The organism is Frankia sp. AiPa1, assembly GCF_023243075.1.
Lineage (GTDB): Bacteria > Actinomycetota > Actinomycetes > Frankiales > Frankiaceae > Frankia.
Window position 1 is genome coordinate 42,636 of record NZ_JALKFZ020000003.1, and the last position, 15,829, is coordinate 58,464.

Annotated in this window: 13 protein-coding genes and 1 pseudogene; 4 read left to right on the top strand and 10 right to left on the bottom strand. The window is 67.4% G+C overall.

What is annotated here, in order from left to right:
- Positions 1-228 precede the first annotated feature (228 nt).
- Positions 229-1,407: pseudogene (locus MXD95_RS02455) on the bottom strand (ISAzo13 family transposase).
- On the opposite strand from MXD95_RS02455, the gene MXD95_RS02460 reads away from it, so the two are divergent.
- Complete coding sequence (locus MXD95_RS02460; protein WP_250638853.1) at positions 1,375-3,642, top strand: DUF6421 family protein; 2,268 nt, start codon at positions 1,375-1,377, stop codon at positions 3,640-3,642. The pseudogene MXD95_RS02455 and the gene MXD95_RS02460 sit on opposite strands and share 33 nt — an antisense overlap.
- A 58-nt stretch (positions 3,643-3,700) precedes the next feature.
- On the opposite strand, the gene MXD95_RS02465 is transcribed toward MXD95_RS02460, so the two are convergent.
- Both MXD95_RS02465 and MXD95_RS02470 read right to left on the bottom strand, forming a co-directional pair.
- Positions 3,701-4,072 carry a hypothetical protein gene (locus MXD95_RS02465; protein WP_250638854.1) on the bottom strand — a complete coding sequence of 124 codons (372 nt, stop codon included), beginning with the start codon at positions 4,070-4,072 and terminating at the stop codon, positions 3,701-3,703.
- Entirely contained in the window at positions 4,069-4,311 is a 243-nt protein-coding gene (locus tag MXD95_RS02470) for a hypothetical protein (RefSeq protein ID WP_250638855.1), read from the bottom strand. Before MXD95_RS02470 ends, MXD95_RS02465 begins: the two co-directional genes overlap by 4 nt.
- A gap of 213 nt (positions 4,312-4,524) precedes the next feature.
- On the opposite strand from MXD95_RS02470, the gene MXD95_RS02475 reads away from it, so the two are divergent.
- Both MXD95_RS02475 and MXD95_RS02480 read left to right on the top strand, forming a co-directional pair.
- Positions 4,525-4,674, top strand: coding sequence for a hypothetical protein (locus MXD95_RS02475; RefSeq protein WP_250638856.1), 150 nt, complete (start codon positions 4,525-4,527; stop codon positions 4,672-4,674).
- Positions 4,675-4,982: 308 nt separating this feature from the next.
- A complete protein-coding gene (locus MXD95_RS02480) occupies positions 4,983-5,594 on the top strand; it encodes an ISAs1 family transposase (protein WP_250638975.1) in 612 nt (203 codons plus the stop codon).
- 138 nt (positions 5,595-5,732) lie between these two features.
- Here the strand turns inward: MXD95_RS02480 and lysS are convergent, their stop codons facing one another.
- The 6 genes from lysS to MXD95_RS02510 form a co-directional block, all read right to left on the bottom strand.
- A complete protein-coding gene (gene lysS, locus MXD95_RS02485; protein ID WP_250638857.1) occupies positions 5,733-7,625 on the bottom strand; it encodes a lysine--tRNA ligase in 1,893 nt (630 codons plus the stop codon).
- Positions 7,626-7,891: 266 nt separating this feature from the next.
- Positions 7,892-8,587: an NADPH-dependent F420 reductase gene (locus tag MXD95_RS02490; RefSeq protein ID WP_250638858.1), complete on the bottom strand. Its 696-nt coding sequence runs from the start codon at positions 8,585-8,587 to the stop codon at positions 7,892-7,894.
- 395 nt (positions 8,588-8,982) lie between these two features.
- Positions 8,983-9,528, bottom strand: a complete 546-nt coding sequence (locus MXD95_RS02495) for an EF-hand domain-containing protein (RefSeq protein WP_250638859.1) — start codon at positions 9,526-9,528, stop codon at positions 8,983-8,985.
- A 260-nt stretch (positions 9,529-9,788) separates the two neighbouring features.
- Positions 9,789-11,306: an MATE family efflux transporter gene (locus tag MXD95_RS02500; protein WP_250638860.1), complete on the bottom strand. Its 1,518-nt coding sequence runs from the start codon at positions 11,304-11,306 to the stop codon at positions 9,789-9,791.
- A gap of 129 nt (positions 11,307-11,435) precedes the next feature.
- The gene (locus tag MXD95_RS02505) at positions 11,436-12,353 is read right to left on the bottom strand and encodes a metal ABC transporter solute-binding protein, Zn/Mn family (RefSeq protein WP_250638861.1); all 918 of its coding nucleotides are present in this window, start codon (positions 12,351-12,353) and stop codon (positions 11,436-11,438) included.
- 282 nt (positions 12,354-12,635) lie between these two features.
- Positions 12,636-13,730: an agmatine deiminase family protein gene (locus MXD95_RS02510; protein ID WP_250638862.1), complete on the bottom strand. Its 1,095-nt coding sequence runs from the start codon at positions 13,728-13,730 to the stop codon at positions 12,636-12,638.
- Positions 13,731-13,812: 82 nt separating this feature from the next.
- On the opposite strand from MXD95_RS02510, the gene MXD95_RS02515 reads away from it, so the two are divergent.
- Positions 13,813-14,919, top strand: coding sequence for a nitrilase-related carbon-nitrogen hydrolase (locus tag MXD95_RS02515; protein ID WP_250638863.1), 1,107 nt, complete (start codon positions 13,813-13,815; stop codon positions 14,917-14,919).
- A 41-nt stretch (positions 14,920-14,960) separates the two neighbouring features.
- On the opposite strand, the gene MXD95_RS02520 is transcribed toward MXD95_RS02515, so the two are convergent.
- Positions 14,961-15,734 (bottom strand): hypothetical protein, encoded by a 774-nt coding sequence (locus MXD95_RS02520; RefSeq protein WP_250638864.1) that lies wholly within the window; start codon positions 15,732-15,734, stop codon positions 14,961-14,963.
- Positions 15,735-15,829: the final 95 nt, after the last annotated feature.

Sequence of the window (15,829 nt, forward strand, 5' to 3'; positions counted from 1 at the left end):
TGGGATCTGCTCCACGAAAAGCTTGAGGGCGCACCTGGGTTCACCCTCACCGCCAGCAGTTCGGGGCGCTCCTTGTTCTGCGCGGACAGTCGGGCCGTAAGTCGTGAAAGCGCCAGCCTTGGTCCCTCCGTCACTGTCTTCAGGAGTATGCTTTGATGAATCGCGCTCGATGCAATGAGATACCCTCCCGACAACTGTGCCGCGAACGACTGGCTCTAGAAGCGGTAATTAAATAGTCTCCTCCTTCACCGGAAGGATCTGTAGTTCCACTCGCCATGGAACGCTTCGCGCTCTATCGGGACTGATTCGCGTTGGGCCCTGGTCAACTGGATCTTCGTGGGGTAGTCCGCGGGATCGAGTTCGCAGCGCACGACGAGGCCGGTGGTGGTGGTCGTGTTCGCGATGAGGCTGACGATGGTGGCGTAGGTCGTCAGCGGTCGGCCGCGCCAGTTGACGCTGATCTGGGAGAACAACCGGTGCTCGATCTTGTTCCATTTACTGGTACCAGGCGGGAGGTGGCAGACAACGATCTCCAGGCCCGTCCTGACGGCGAACGCCGCCAACTCGAGTTTCCACAGCCACGGCCGGTTTCCGTTCGACCCTCCGCAGTCCGCGGTAATCATCAGCCGGCGGGCTTTCGGATATTTCTCCCGACCCATCTCGTCCCACCACCGGCCGATCGATGCGACAGCGAACTGCGACGTGTCGTGATCGATCCCGACCGACACCCAGGCAGAGTTGCCGGCAAGATCGTAGACGCCGTAAGGAATCGCCTTCCCGTCGGCCAGATGCGGGAAGGCGTAGGCGTTCACCTCGACCGGCTGGCCCTTCGGGTGCCACTCGCGGCCGTCCCGCTCGAAGGCCCCGACCAGCTCCTTCTTTTTCGTGTCAACGCTGACCACCGGGTCCCCGGCCGCGAGGAAGACCGCCGCCAGGTCGTGGATGTGGCGGAACTGGGCGTCCCGGTCGGGGACGGCTACCACCCTCCCTCGTCCTACGCGTGCACCGCAGACTGAAACCCATCCCCCGCAGCACCTTGGAAACCACCGTATGGCTGACCGAAAAACCCAGCGACGCCACCTCGTCGGCAAGCCCGCGCGTCGATTTCGTCGTCCACCCCAACGGCGACTCCGGGTCACCGCGACTCTCCGGCTCGATCAGCCCGTCGAGCGCCTCAACGACCCCCGGCTGGGCGGTCTCGACCTTCTTACGGCCACCCCCCGGCACCCGCACCCGCCCACCCCTGACGACCATCGGGTCGTCCAGTTCATCCATCCCACGACGGATCGTCTTCCGCGCCGCACCCGTCACCAACTTCACCGCCGCAATACCACCATGCCCCCACGCGACAGCCTCCGCCCCCATCGGCGGTAGATGACGGACTTGTTCCGGCTCGGCGCGGTAAATCTAGTCGCAGTTGACGGACGTTCGCCGAGGAGATTTCCGGACCCGCATGGGTCCGAGCTTAAGACTGGGGCCTCTCGAGTCTGCCACGCCATCAGCCTCGCCGCTCTGCTGCCGAAAAGGGAACGCAATAATGTATACGGAAGAGACATGGCACAAGTCAAATCGGTAAAATCATTCGGGCGCGTACTCATTCATGATCAATTTGACCGACCGTCCTCAGCTGCCATAGAAAGTGATGACCTGGTCGCCGGTGTGAGCTCGCGGCTAGATCACGACGGGCTCGTTGCAAAACTTCGACAGGGTGGGTTTGAGTGCTCTCCGCTCGACCTGGCCGAGCTGGAAACGGGCCGGCCACGAGCTGCGGACATACTTATCGTCTCGGTATCTCAGCACGATGACCGCGAGCCTGCAGGTAACGGTCCGGCCACACTCATCGACCGCCGGCACGCGAGATGTCTGCTCCGGCACGTAGAAGACGGCGGCGGCTTGGTTCTCTTCCTCCCCACCGCGCCGCCGGGTGCTGCGCACCTTGGCCTCCCTCCTGAACTACTAGATCTTCTGACTGTGCCCGCCGCTGAATTCTTCCATCGCGACATGGACAAACCAGGCGAGCCCGGAATGCCGCTACAGCTCGATCTCTTCGCTCACTGCCTGACCCGTCCGCCGTGCGCCGGAGTCTCCGCGGGGATCGGTGGAACCATCCGACGAGACACCGTCGACCATCCTCTCGAACATGAGGCGCATCATCCGGTCACGCTCGCCGGCCACGGGGCCGGCCGAGTCGCGGTCGTGGCCGACCCGTGTGTATTCGAGAGGAATAGTTTGCGTGCTGACTACGCGGATCTCGCACTGAACCTCGTTTGGGCGGTGATGCCGCGGCAGCTTCCAGTCAGAATGCAGCGCCCGCAACCAGCGGTTGATGTCTACGAGGCTCTCAGGGAGTCAGTCGAAGGGGTCCGCCGGCTTCAGGACGCGGATGGAGCCATAGGCCGACTTCATCATGCGTCCGCGTGGGACAGTATTCGCCTGATCGCCGGCCAGTGTCAGCAGCTCGCGGCATTGATGCCGTACCAGGCCGAGTACCTCGATGCGGTGCGGCGATGCCTGGAGACGTGGGCTGGTGACGGATTTGGCCGGCTGACGTTCGACGAGGCCTTGCGGGCCTACACTCCGCAGAAGTGGAGGAGCGACGGCATGGAGCACGTCGCGATCCTCCCTCTCTCCACTCCGAACGGCTCGCCTGGTACACGATTTGAGGCCCTCCACCTGCGGTGCATATGGCCGGACTGGCTGGCCGAGGTCAACTCGCACTGGGTAAAGAACGAAACGTTCGTACCCTGCGAGCTGATCTCGCACACCGGGGGCTATGATTCTGAATGCGCCGTTCTATTTCCGTCCTCCGTGCCAACTCAGGCCCACAGCCAGGAGTTCTCTCATTTCGGGATAATATTGTGCTCCCGCGAGGCGAAGAGGTTCGTTGACTATGTGCTGAGAGCGTGCGCCCTGCTCGATATGGACGTGCCTCCGGACCTGGCCTGGATGTTGTTTCAACCAGACATCGTCACGGTCATCTTCGCGCTCTGGGATCTCGTACACGACAAGAGCCATTTCATCGGTCATATGCCCCTTGTGCCATTTACGGAGGGCGTACGCCAGCCCTTCTGGATGGGTGCGATCGAAGAGCTCCGAGTCGATCTGGTCTCGTTTCAACTCGCCCAGAAACTCCTCGTGTCCGCCCAGCTGCAGTATGCTCGGATGATGCAGTATGCGATTCTCTTCGATCGCACGCTGCGGTTCCCCGTCGTTGGCCTCCGGGTACGCAACTATGATTCTCTCGCTGGTCAGATTCTCATGGGACGATGCCTCATCTCGGACTCTCCGCCGTTCGCTTATCAGGACGGAGCCATGAGAATCGACTGGCCTGCCGTGGCATCGGCGTTCGATAATCTTCTGGCGGAGATCGACGAGCTGTACCGGTCAGGTCTCGCTGCCAATACGCCTGAGTTCTGGCATCGCGCCCACAAGTTCGTCGCAAGATATGTTCCTCCCGCGCTCGAATCCAAATGGTCATCCGAGAGGTTCGAGCTGGACGACGGCAGTCAGGACTCCCTGATCGGCGCAGTTCTGGACGATGAGTTTCCCCTCAACGTCCTCTACACCAGGGTGCTTCACAGGCTCGCCGAATGGGAGACATCATCCAGACCGAGATCATTGGATGAGGGGCTGAGGGCCTGAACTACCCCGGACGGAGCCTGAGTCTTGCCGGCTAGTACTCCAACCCGACATTTTTCGATCAAGTGATCTGTGCTTTCTGGGCCTGTCGGTGGTAGTGACACTCTTGGGCGAGGAACTGCCGTCGCCGTCGCCACCAGGACCAGGCCGGCTTGAAGGTGTCAGGCAGGGCGGGCCGCGGTAGGGCGATCTCGACGAACAGGTGGCGGACCTGGTGGTGGTCAGCGGGATCAGCCCGGGGGCTGGTTCGGTCTGGTGCGCCGTGGCGGTGGTGGTGGAACGCGTAGGTGAGCATCGCGAGCAGGGTGCAGCGGTGCCAGGAGATCCACAGGCGGACCTGGTTGTTTGTCGAGGGCGGCGAGTTCCTTGTTCGACTGGAAGTCGTCCTCAGTGAGCCACTGTTGATGCTCCTGAAGCTGTGATCGTTTTTCATGTCTGGGTTCCGTTCGTGCTGTGGTCTGGCGGTGCCGGGCGGGGGTGGGTCCAGCGGGCTCGGGTGTAGTAGCCGGGTGGGCGATCCCGGCGTTCGCGGAGCCGCCTGATCTCGGCGTCGTCGGCGAGGATGATCCAGGATCTGCCGTCCGGGTGGCGCTGGGCAGTGATCCATCCCCGGTAGATCCAGTTGTAGAGGGTGGCGGTCGGCATGCCCAGGGCGACGGCGAGGCCGGCCACCGACCATCGGCCGGGCCCGGGGTTGGCCAGGGCGGTGCGGGTGTCGCGGGGGTGGTGGATCCCGATGCCGAGGCGGCGGGTGAGGGTGAGGATCTGTCCGGGGCCGAACCGGGTGGTGCGTTTCGGCGGGCGTAGTCCCTCGGCGTTGAGCTGGTCGGCGATCTGCCGGCTGGAGCGGCCTGCGTCGGCGAGTTCGGTGATCCGTTTGACGAGGTGGGGGTAGTAGGAGAGCTGGTCGAGGCGGGCGACCGGGCGGGTGGTGCGGCCGTGGGTCTGGTGCCCGCCGGCCCAGGTGATCGTGGCGTCGACGAGCTCGCTGGTGTCGACGACCGCGATGGTGATCTCGTCGATCAGCGTGCGTAGGAGCTGTTTGCGGTCGGTCTGGCTGGTGGTCGGGGCGTTCCAGAGTGCGGGCAGGTCGTGGGCGAGAGCGGTGATGGCCGCCCGTTCGTCGGTGGTGAGCGCGGCCGGGCGGGTCTCGATGAACCGCTGGTAGTCGGTTTCGAGCCGGTCGAGGTCGGCCAGTGCCCTTTCCCAGTCGGTTTCCAGCTGGCGGGTGACCAGCCGGTTTTCCGGTTCGGCGAGCTGGTACTGGCGCCGGGCGCGGCCGGCGGTGTAGCGCGAAATCGAACGAGATCCCCGCGCTACCCGTCCTGCTCGCCGACCTCGACCTGACCGGCGTGATCATCATGGCGGACGCTCCGCATACTCAGATCGAGACCGCTCGCTGGCTGATCAGCCGCGGGGCGCACTACATGCTGACGGTCAAAGCGAACCAGCCCAGCCTGTATGCCCAGCTCGCAGCCCTGCCCTGGCGCCAGGTGACGACCACCGCGCGCACCGTCGAGCGTGGCCACGGCCGCCGCGAGCGGCGCACCGTGAAAGCCACCGAGGTCCGCGCCAGACTGCTCTTCCCGCACGCCGTGCAGGCGGTACAGATCACCCGCCCACGTCAGCCGCTCGCCGACGGGCCAGCCGAGACCGAGGTCGCCAACCTGGTCACCAGCCTGCCGACACATCAGGCCAGCCCGACCCGGCTCGCCGCGTTCGTCCGCGAGCGCTGGCTGGTCGAGAACCGGCTGCACTGGGTCCGCGACACCACTTTCGGTGAGGACCTCAGCCAGGTACGGACCGGTAACGCGCCCCAGGTCATGGCCAGCCTGCGCAACTTCGCGATCGCGGTCCTACGCCTGGCCGGTGTCACGAACATCGCCGCGGGAATCCGTCACCACGCCCGCCGCCCCGAACGCCCACTAGAGACGATCATGAAGTTTGCTTGCTGACCGACAACTTTGCCGAGGCCCTGTGTCGTCCCCACCTGACGGCCGCTCCCACCCCGCCCCTACCACCCCGCCCGGCGCGGCCCACAACCATGCCCGCGAACCGTCACCTACAGCAAGATCGTTAAACCAGGTGAATGTTTACATCGGAGCGCCGGTCTTCGTGATCTCACGGCCAATGCGGTCTTCCAACGCGGCGATATAGGCGAGGGCGTGCCGTGCGTATTGGCCACGATCGTATGCAGTGGGGTTCGCCTGTGATACCTCGATTGCGGCGAAATCCACGCGCTGGCGGTAGGCCTTGCCGTCCTCGTGGACGACGGTGAGCTCCACGCCTCCGGCAACGGGTGAACCTGGCGAACTGGATACGGGTGCATGACTGTCCGAAGTAAGAAAGACAAGATTTGCCGAAACGTCGCGAGCCTGCGGTGCGAGGCCCTCCAGCCAGCGGGCCGCAGAGGCATCGTCAAGACTTGCCTCACGCCAGAAGGCGTCCTCGTCGAAAGGTGCCTCGGTGAGCCTGCCGAGCACGAAGCGTCTGTCAAGGAACGCCAACAGATTTCCGGCGCGGGGCCCCGACAGGGCGCCAAAGAGAACGACGTAGATCGCTTCGAATGCGTCACGTTGCGCCAGGGGAGTCAGCCGTGCCGCGTTGAAAAGTTCTGCCTGGATCAGGTCCGCCTCCCAGAGCGTGGCCTGAAGCGCCTTGGCGGCATGGTGAAGAAATGCAATCTGGACGGTGCTGAGCCCGGCGGCTTGAAGTGGAAGCTCGCTCTTGAGCTCAAGGCGTTCCTCGGGTGTCGCGAAACGCTTCAGCCAGTACCGAGCTCCGGCGATCCTATCCGCCGTCTTCCGCGCTTCCCGTGCGGTCAGGGGGTCGCCCTTGAGCCGGGCGATCTCCTGCTCGATGTCAAGATGCGGGAGCTGGATCAGGCTGGCGACCAGGTCGAAGGGCGGTGCATAGTAGGCAGGCTCGTCATCGAGGGCTGCGAGCTGGTACAGCCCGCCGCCCATCGCTCCGGTCGCGGTCTGCGCCCTGACGCGGTCGAAGTCGCTGTAGAGCCGGGTGAGACGAGCCACGTCGGGCTGGAAGTCAACTGTCTTGTTCGGCTGGGTTCTCAGCATCAGGAAACGCAGCATCTCCGGTGGTAGGAGACGAGCCATGTCTCGCACCGTGACGCCGACTCCCCGGGAGGAGCTCATCTTGGCTCCACCCACAAGGAAGAATTCATAGGGAATATTGCGAGGCGGCGTGTCGCCGAAGATCTCCTGGAGGCAGCGCACGGCGACGTTTCTCGAACCGCCTGGGGCGTTGTGGTCCTTCCCTGCCCCTTCTATGGTCACTGGGAAATGGTGCCATTTGGCCACCCATTCAAGCTTCCAGGACAGCTTTCCGTTTCCGCCGAAGGGAGAGATTTGATTTCTGTTTCCGCAGCCTTCTGCCCACTTCACCAGTGACGGCTCGCAGCTGTAGGTGACCAGCTGTCCGTCGTAGTGGCTGACGCGAGTGGTCCCGATCTTCCCACAAGCTTCGCAGATGACCTGGAACGGGTACCAGTCATCGGGACGGCGAGCATGAGCCACTTCGCGGTCCACGCGGCGGACGGTGTCGGCGTGCCGTAGTATGATGTCGATCTCGCTGTCGAACTCGCCGGAGCGATAGATGTCGCGCATGCGGTAGGTTTCCGCATCGATGTGCAGCTGGCGGAAGACCTCAAAGAAATCACGGATGTAGTAGGCGGCGATGCTGTCCGCATCGGATCCCGGCGGAGCGGGAACATTGCACAACGGCATTCCGAGATACTGACGAAAATGCTCTCCACCGGCGGCCGGGAGCTCATCCAGAGGATCATAGTCGTCGACGCCGAAGAGGTAGCGAGCCGGGAGACCGCGTTGGGTGAGGCTGCGGTACACCGCGTCATGGATCAATGCACCGCGCAGGGCACCGACGTGAACAGGACCGGATGGGGTCTTGGAGTCATTGACCACCTGGCGACCCGTCAGGTCCTGAACCAGCCGGTCATTCCACAGCATGTAGCCCAGCGCTCCTTCAGTTTCCCGGTAAGTCCTGTGGCCCGAGCGACACCGGCCCCGGCGTCCTGATGATAGCTCAGGGGCAACCGCGAACTTGATCGAATCCGGCGCCCACCGGGTGCCCGCCGTGGGCAGGCGCCGTCAGCGGCCTGGCGGCGTGTCGGCGCTCGGCTTGAGGAAAGGGGCGGGCGTCGCTTGGGCAGATGGACAGGGGCCACGCGCGCCGTGGCTGGCCCAGAACACACCGCTCATCTGAGGTCCGTGAGCTATGGCCTGGTGTCGGCGTAGCGGCGGGCGGCGGCGAGCTGTGGGCGGATCTCGTCCGGGCCGACGCCGGTGCGCGGCGGGCCCGCGAGACCGTCCGGGCCGATGTAGAGGCCCGTGTAGGCGGCGGTGTCGCGCTGGAAGCGCCAACCTTCGGCCAGCGGGCCGGCGTCGAGGGTGTCGTAGCCGATGGCGTCGAGGAACGCGGTGACGGTGGCCTTGGCACCCGGGTCGTCGCCGGCGATCAGCAGGGTGGTGCGGTCCGGTGCGCCGGTGGGGCGAGCGAGCTTCAGCAGGTGCGTGAAGTAGATGTTGTTGAACGCCTTGACCACATGCGAGGTGGGCAGGTGCGCGGCGAGCAGTTCGCTGGTCGTCGTCGACTCGTCCTCGAGCTCGGCGATCTTCCCGTCGCGGTCCGGGTAGTAGTTGTTGGTGTCGATGACCACCTTGCCGGCGAGCGGTTCCACCGGGACGGCCTGGTATGCGTGCAGGGGCACGGTCACGACCACGAGATCACCGGCCTCGGCGGCCTCGGCGGACGTGGCGGCGCGGGCGTGTGGGCCGAGCTCCGCGACCAGGCCCGCGAGGGTCTCCGGCCCACGCGAGTTGGAAAGAACCACGTCGTAACCGGCTTGTACGGCGAGTCGCGCCAGGGTTCCGCCGATGTTTCCACTACCGATGAGACCGAGTGTCGTCATGCTCGCGACAGCCTTCCGTGCGCCGTTTGACATTCCATTGCCGGTCCGGTTTCGCCGACCACGTCGTTACGCTGTGAGCGATGCGCCTGCGGCAGTGGGGCCAGGGCAGTGGGGCCAGGGCAGTGGGGCCAGGGCAGTGGGGCCAGGGCAGTGGGTGTGCGTGGCCCGCGGGTGCAGGGCGGGCACACCCCACTCACGGCCCGGCCGAGGCCGACCAGCAGGCTGACCAGCACCGAAGCGGCCGGAGTCAGGCCGGGCCGTACCGCCCTGCGGGGGGAAGCTCCCCGATGGCGGCAGGGCCTCCCGGCGCCGGCGGGGTTCTTACGGTGGGCGGAACCGGCCTTGCCGGCCTGACGGATGTACCGGACTTACCAGTCTTACTGGATTTGCCGGTATTACTCCACGCCGAAGTAGCGGGCGCCCGGCGCCTCCCAGTCAGGGGTGTAGTAGAACTCGCGCCAGGAGCGCAGGAACTCGTGCCGGCTGATGGTGCCGTCGCCGTCGCTGTCGATCCGGTCGAAGACCTCGAGGCCGTTCTTCGGATCGATCTCCCAGACCTCGAGATAGCGGCCGAACTCATCCTTGCTGATGGCGCCGTCGCCGTTGCGGTCGATGATGTCGAAGACGGCGTGCGGCAGTCCCTCGACCAGGTTGAAGCGGCTGGTGTCCAGGGTCAGGAGCCGGATGGCCTGAATGAAGTCGTCCTTGTTCAGCCGATCGCGGCTGTCCGAGTGCCGGAGGAGCTCGTACCAGTAGTGCTGGTGGGCTGCCCACAGGGCTCGGGCCTCATAGGAGTTCTTGTCGAGCTCGAAGCCGGAAAAGTACCGGTCGAGGATGCGTTCGTAGTCGCTCCAGTCGATGACCCCGTCGTTGTTGGCGTCGACCGCCTGGAAAAGCTTCTCGAGTCGGACGTCCTGTGGCTTGGTCTGGGTGCTAGCCATGGGATACCCCTTTCGCATGGAAAATGGGCTTCTCGAAACCGCGGATCACGTCTTGTGAACGGTCCTCCGGCGGCTCCGTAATAGCAGTCTAGCCACACCCATGGCCGTCGCAAGTCGACGGTTACGGTCATCAGGCCGCCCGTCGAGTATTCGGTGTTAAACCTCCGCGGCGGGTGAGAACACGACCGGATATGTCGCCTGCCCGCGGCGGGCATGTCCGCTGCCGGGGGCCACTGCGAGGTCTGGGGGCCACTGCGAGGTCACTGTCGGCTGGAGCGGCGGGCCTGGCGGTGCAGGTGGTACAGCCACGGCGGGATCGTCGCCCAGTACACGATGATGTTGCCGATGACCACGCCCCGTGCACCGCCGACGAGCAGCCCGGTGACCGGGCAGGCGAGCAGGAACGGCACGAAGACCACGTTGATCCAGAAGGTGAGCCGAGTCCGGCCGAACGCGTACAGCACGGCCGCGGGACCCACCGCGAGCCCCGGCCCGGCCTGGGCGATGACGGCGAGCAACAGCAGATCGTGGGTCTGCTCCCAGGTGTCACCGAGCAGGGCGGAGCCGAAGTCGGACGGAAGGACGAGGAAGGCGAGGCCCCACAGCGTGCTCGAGACGACCACCAACCCGCTGACCAGGTAGGCGCCGCGCAGCACAGAGCGGGCGGGCATGTGCCTGCGCCGGGAGAACTCGGGGATCGCGAAGCTCAGCAGGGCCACGGCCAGGTTCGTGGTGGGGGCAAGCAACGTCTGCAGCCCGCGCAGGGCACCGACCAGGGCGGTCGAACCCACAGCGCCGATGACCAGGGTGGACGTCTGCTGCGCGCCCTGCAGGGAGAGGAACTCGGCGGTCATGAACCCGGTTGTCTCCCGGTTGCCGGTGAACCAGGCGCGGGCACGACGCGGCTGCGGCCACGCCCGGTGCTGGACGACGCCGACGAGCGCCGCGACCGTCGCGGCCAGGCCCCAGATCAGCACCATCGCCGCCGCGCCGCCGGAGCCTCCCGACGCGAATGTCGCCAGCATCCACAGGCCGACGCCGAGCACTCCCGCCCAGACCAGGTCGTTCGCCACCGCGAGCAGCGGACGTCCCTGGGCGAAGGAGGCGTAGCGCCACGCGTCCTGCAGCAGCAACGCCGGCATGATCAGTCCCATGGCGGCGAGGTTCAGCCCGATCGTGTCGGCCATGCCCGCGCCGACCAGCACCAGGATCACCCCGACGACAGTCCCGAGGGTGACCGCCGTGCCCGCTGCCTGCCGCACCGCCGAGCGGAACGCCCGCAACGGGACGTCCGCGTAGCTGATCCCCAGCGGCGCCGTCGCCGCGGCCCGGGAGAGGCCGACCACCATGGCGAAGATCGTGTAGGCGATCGCGAACGCGCCGAACTCGGTCGAGTCCACCCGTCGGGCGATGACGAAGTTGATCGCCGCATTGGTCCCGCTGGACACCACCTGGTCGAACACGGTCCACAGCGCGCCCGCGCGGCCTGCGCTCCGTCCCCGGGATGGTTCCGCCTGAACGACTGGTTCGGTCGGCACCTCCCGCACGTCCACCAGGACGTCCGCACGCGCGTCCGCCAGCGTGTCCGCGGGGCTGTCGCGAGGACGCGGTGCGCTGCCCGCCGGCTTCGCGGTGGAGGATCGGCCGTCGTCCGGTCCGGTGGGCGGCGGCCGCAAATGCGGTAGTTCCCGGGGAAGGATCGAAAGGGGCGTGGTGCTGGGTTCGCGCCACGCCGAGTTGGTGTCGAGCCGCGCATCGGGCCTCGCGTCGTCATCCACGTCAACTACCTCGAGCCGGTGTCGGGCCTGCTCGGCGGGTGTCGCGGTCCTGCGCGCCCCCGCCCATTCCGCCCCCAACACTACAGTGACGTAAGGGTCAATTCGGATCCGCTCCGGGTGTGTCGTCGCTCAGCGTAGTGCCTTGACTATCGTGCGCGTGTTGTGCTCCTCCATGTGCAGGTAGGTGTCACCTTCGGAGCCGGCCGGGCCCAGGGAGTCGCCGTACAGCGAGTCCTCGCCGGCCTCCACCCGCACCCCGGCCTCGGCCGCGATCGTCCGCGCGGTGCGCGGCGGCAGCGATGACTCGGAGAAGACCGCCTTCGTCCCGGTCTGCCGGATCGCCGCGACCAGTTTTCGGATGTTGCTGCCGGACAGTTCCGCGGAGGTGTCAAAGCTCGGGATGATCGAGCCGACGAAGGTCAGCCCGTAGCGGGCGATGTAATAGCCGAAAGCGTCGTGGTTGGTGACCAGCTTGCGGTCGGGTGCGGGGATTGTGGCGATCTGGCGGCGGGTGTCGGCGTCCAGGGCATCCAGCTTGGTGTCGTAGGCGACCCGGTTCGCATGGAACTGTGCGGCCGCGGATGGCTCCGCCTGGGCGAGTCCACGCTCGATGTCCGCCACCATGATCTTGGCGTTGAGCGGGTCGTGCCAGATGTGCGGGTCGCCGTCCTTCTCCTCGTCCCCCTGGCCGGCGCGGATCGTCACGCCTTTGCTCGTGTCGACCTTTACGCCGTCGAATCCCGACGCGTCGATCGTGTCGTCCAGCCAGCTCTCCAGCCCTACTCCGTTCTCGACGAGGACCTTGGCGTCCGCGATCGCGGCGATGTCGGCCGGGGTCGGTTCGTAGTCATGCGGATCGACTCCCGGTCGCAGGATCTGGGTGACCGTGACGCGGTCGCCGCCGACCACTCGGGTGAAATCTGCGACCTGGCTCGTCGTCGCGACCACCGGCACCCGTCCGTCGGCGTGTGCGGACGCACCCCCGTCGGCGCCGGACGAACCGCAGCTGGCCAGCGCGGCGGCCAACGGCACCAGCGCGACCAGCATCGTGCCTGCTCGGACTGCCATGCCCCGGCCGGACGCCGCGCCCCTTTCACGCGCGCTGCCGGTTCCACGCGTCCTGCCGGTTTCGGGTGTCATGCCGGCTCTGGCTGCCGGCGGGCGATGATGAGTGATCGCATGGTCAGGGGAGTCGGGCACGGCATCCTCGTCAGTGCAGGTCGATCGGTCGCGGCGGCCGTATCGGCCGTATCGGGCGATACTAATGAAAACGATTTCCGATACGGGTGTCAACAGGATGGGCGGGTGATCGGGCCCGCCGCCGGATGATCAGGAGGGCTGCTGCTGGGTGATGCAGTGCACCCCGCCGCCGTTCGCGAAGATCACCCGGGCGTCCACCGGTTCGACGCGCCGGGACGGGTAGAGCCGAGCGAGCAGGTCGAGGGCCGCCGCGTCTCGAGGGTCGGCGAAGACGCCGGCCACCACCACCCCGTTGGCGACGTAGTAGTTCAGGTACGAGTAGCCGGCTGGCCCGCCGTCGACCTCCAGCACGTCCGGGGCCGTGATCTCGACGACGTCGAGGGAGCGGCCGCGGGCGTCCCGGCTGGCGCGTAGCAGCGTGGCGAGTTCCCGGCTGGTCGCATGGTCCGGATGCGCGGGGTCCGGCTGGTGGTGCACGGCGACGAGCCCCGGGCGGACGAAGGCGGCCATCATGTCCACATGCCCTCGGGTGCCGAGCCGGTCGTAGTCGCGGGCGAGGCCGCGGGGCAGCCAGATCGCGTGGGATGTGCCGAGCTGGGCGTGTAGCTCCGCCTCCACCTGGGCCCGCTGCCAGCCGGGATTGCGCTGCGGGTCGCGCTGCACCGTCTCGGTGAGCAGCACGGTGCCCGCACCGTCCACGGCGATGCCCCCGCCCTCGTTGGTCAGCGGCGAGGGGCGCGCCGCCGCGCCGGCAAGCTCGGCGATCATGCTGGCGAGCTGGCGATCCGCGTCCCAGCAGGCCCATTGCTGCGCGCCCCAGCCGTTGAACGTCCAGTCGACCGCGCCGAGCCGGTGGCCGTTCTGCGCCTCGGCATCGACGGTGAACGTGGGGCCGGTGTCGCGGATCCAGGCGTCGTCGAGCGGACGTTCGACCACCGTCACCCCGCTGGGCACCAGCCGTCGCGCCTCGTCCGCGTCCCCGCCCGGCGCGGCGACGAGGGTGACCGGCTCGTGGTGGCTGATGATCGTCGCCACCTGGGCCCAGACCGCTCGGGCCGCGCTCAGGCCGGGGGAGTCCGGCGGGCCGAATGTGGCGTTCGGCGGCGGAAACGCCATCCAGGTCCGCCGATGCGGCTCCCACTCCGCCGGCATCCGGCGGGATACCGGCGAGGCAGCTCGGCTGGCCCCCGTGCCACCGTCGGCGGAGCCGGGAATCGCGGTCACGCTCCGTATCCTCGCAGGGCCGCGCCATCCCGGCAGGGGCCGATGGCACCGGATCGATCACCGGGCGTGGGACGATACGCCGATGCTGACGATCACCAGCATCGGCGTGCCCGACTCGCCCGCTCGGGTGACACCATCGCGGCGGGAGCCGCTGCGGATCGCGGCCGTGCAGCACCGCTGGCATCCGGACCCGGCCGAGCACGCCGCGGCGCTGCGAGCCGGTGCCGTCATCGCCGCCGGACTCGGCGCCCGGCTCGTCTGCTTCCAGGAGCTGACGCTGTCCCGCTACTTCGCCGACTCACCGCCACCACGCGGACCGGGCGACAGCGGCCCCGCGGTGCTCGCGGAAAGCATCGATGACGGTCCCACCCGCACCTTCGCCACCCGGCTCGCCACGGAGCTGGGCATCGCGGTGCACATGTCGCTGTACGAACGGGCCGACGGCGACGCACCTGACGGCCATGCATCCGGGGGTGTTCACGCACCCGGCGGTGCTCATGCACCCAGTGGTCAGGGTGACGGGCTGGGATTCAACACCGCCATCGTCGTCGGGCCGGACGGGTCGCTGCTCGCCCGCACCCGCAAGATGCACATCCCCGTGACTGCCGGCTACCACGAGGACCGCTACTTTCGCCCCGGTCCGGTTGCCGATGCCGGCAGCTTCCCCGTGATCACGTTTCCCGTCACCACGATGGACCAGGGCCGGGACGCGGCGCGGAGCACAACGGCCCGGGACACAGCGGCCCCCCGGGACACAGCGGCCCGGGACGTGGCCCGGTTGGGCTTCCCCACCTGCTGGGACCAGTGGTTCCCCGAGCTTGCCCGCGCCTACGGCCTGGCCGGCGCGGAGGTCCTCGTCTACCCGACCGCGATCGGGTCGGAGCCGGACCATCCGGACTTCGACACCGAGCCGCTGTGGCGCACCGTCATCGTCGGCAACGGCATCGCCAATGGGACGTTCATGGTCGCCGTCAACCGGATCGGCTGCGAGGGCACCCTGACGTTCTACGGCAGCTCGTTCATCAGCGACCCGTACGGCCGCATTCTCGTGCGCGCCCCGCGGGACACGCCCGCCGTCCTGGTCGCCGACCTTGACCTGGACCAGCGCCGAGACTGGCTCGCCCTGTTCCCCTTCCTCGCCACCCGTCGCCCCGACGCCTACGCGCCCCTGACCGAATCCGCCGGATAGCACCCGGAAGGGTTGCGCGGACCATCCACGCCTCTGCCCGATCACCTGTCGTCGGGGTGGTGGGCGAGGTCGGCGAGGGCCTTGGCGTAGCGCGCGGCGCAGTACGGCGCGGGATGGATGACGTCGACGATGCACAGGTGACCGTCCAGGGCCGAGCTGAACGCCATGGACGGGTGGATCGCCCGCGCTGCCCGCTCGGAGTAGCGCACCGAGGCGCCGAACATACCGGCGAGCCCCCGGTACATCTCGTTCAGCCGATCGCTGCCCAGCATCGCGCCGGGCCGCGCCGAGGCCGGGGAGCCCCAGTCGACCTGCCGGCCGGCGTTGTTCACCACGGACGGTAGGGCCGCGGCCAGCACCACCCTGGTCACCCCGTGGTCCAGGTACCAGCGGATCTGCGCGGTGAGCTCGGCCCGGTAGTCGGCCACGAGGGTGGTCCCGAGCAGAGCCCGCGGATTGTTGCCGTTCCAGTTCAGCACCACGGTGCGCGGGTGGCCCGCGGCCGCGAGGTCACTCGCGAGCAACGGCGAGGACGCCGCCGCGCCGAACACGTCGGGGGTGAGCCCCGGGTAGCCGATCAGCCGCACCGCCCCCTTGGCCGTGCTCCGGTCGTGGGCCCCCGCCTCACCGGGACCCATCGCACCGGTACCCACCGCACCGGTACCCACGGCCTGGCCCGCGAGCGCGACGACCGAGTCCCCGACCACCAGCGCTGGGCCGGCCCCCCCGCCGCCGTTGCCTGTACCGCCTCCGCCATGCGGCCGACTGACGAGCACCGCGGCTACCAGCAGGGCGACGACCACCAGCACCGTCACCCACGAGCCGCGGTCCGCGGGTGCGCGACCTTCGCGGGGCGCGCGGCGCGACACGGGCGGATGCACAGGATCCGGATACCCGCGACCCCTGGCGA

Excerpts from the sequence above, each read along its gene's own strand:
- MXD95_RS02460 (WP_250638853.1), top strand. The coding sequence starts at position 1,375 with ATGACGGACTTGTTCCGGCTCGGCGCGGTAAATCTAGTCGCAGTTGAC.
- MXD95_RS02465 (WP_250638854.1), bottom strand. The coding sequence starts at position 4,072 with ATGAAAAACGATCACAGCTTCAGGAGCATCAACAGTGGCTCACTGAGG.
- lysS (WP_250638857.1), bottom strand. The coding sequence starts at position 7,625 with ATGCTGTGGAATGACCGGCTGGTTCAGGACCTGACGGGTCGCCAGGTG.
- MXD95_RS02490 (WP_250638858.1), bottom strand. The coding sequence starts at position 8,587 with ATGACGACACTCGGTCTCATCGGTAGTGGAAACATCGGCGGAACCCTG.
- MXD95_RS02495 (WP_250638859.1), bottom strand. The coding sequence starts at position 9,528 with ATGGCTAGCACCCAGACCAAGCCACAGGACGTCCGACTCGAGAAGCTT.
- MXD95_RS02505 (WP_250638861.1), bottom strand. The coding sequence starts at position 12,353 with ATGCTGGTCGCGCTGGTGCCGTTGGCCGCCGCGCTGGCCAGCTGCGGT.
- MXD95_RS02515 (WP_250638863.1), top strand. The coding sequence starts at position 13,813 with ATGCTGACGATCACCAGCATCGGCGTGCCCGACTCGCCCGCTCGGGTG.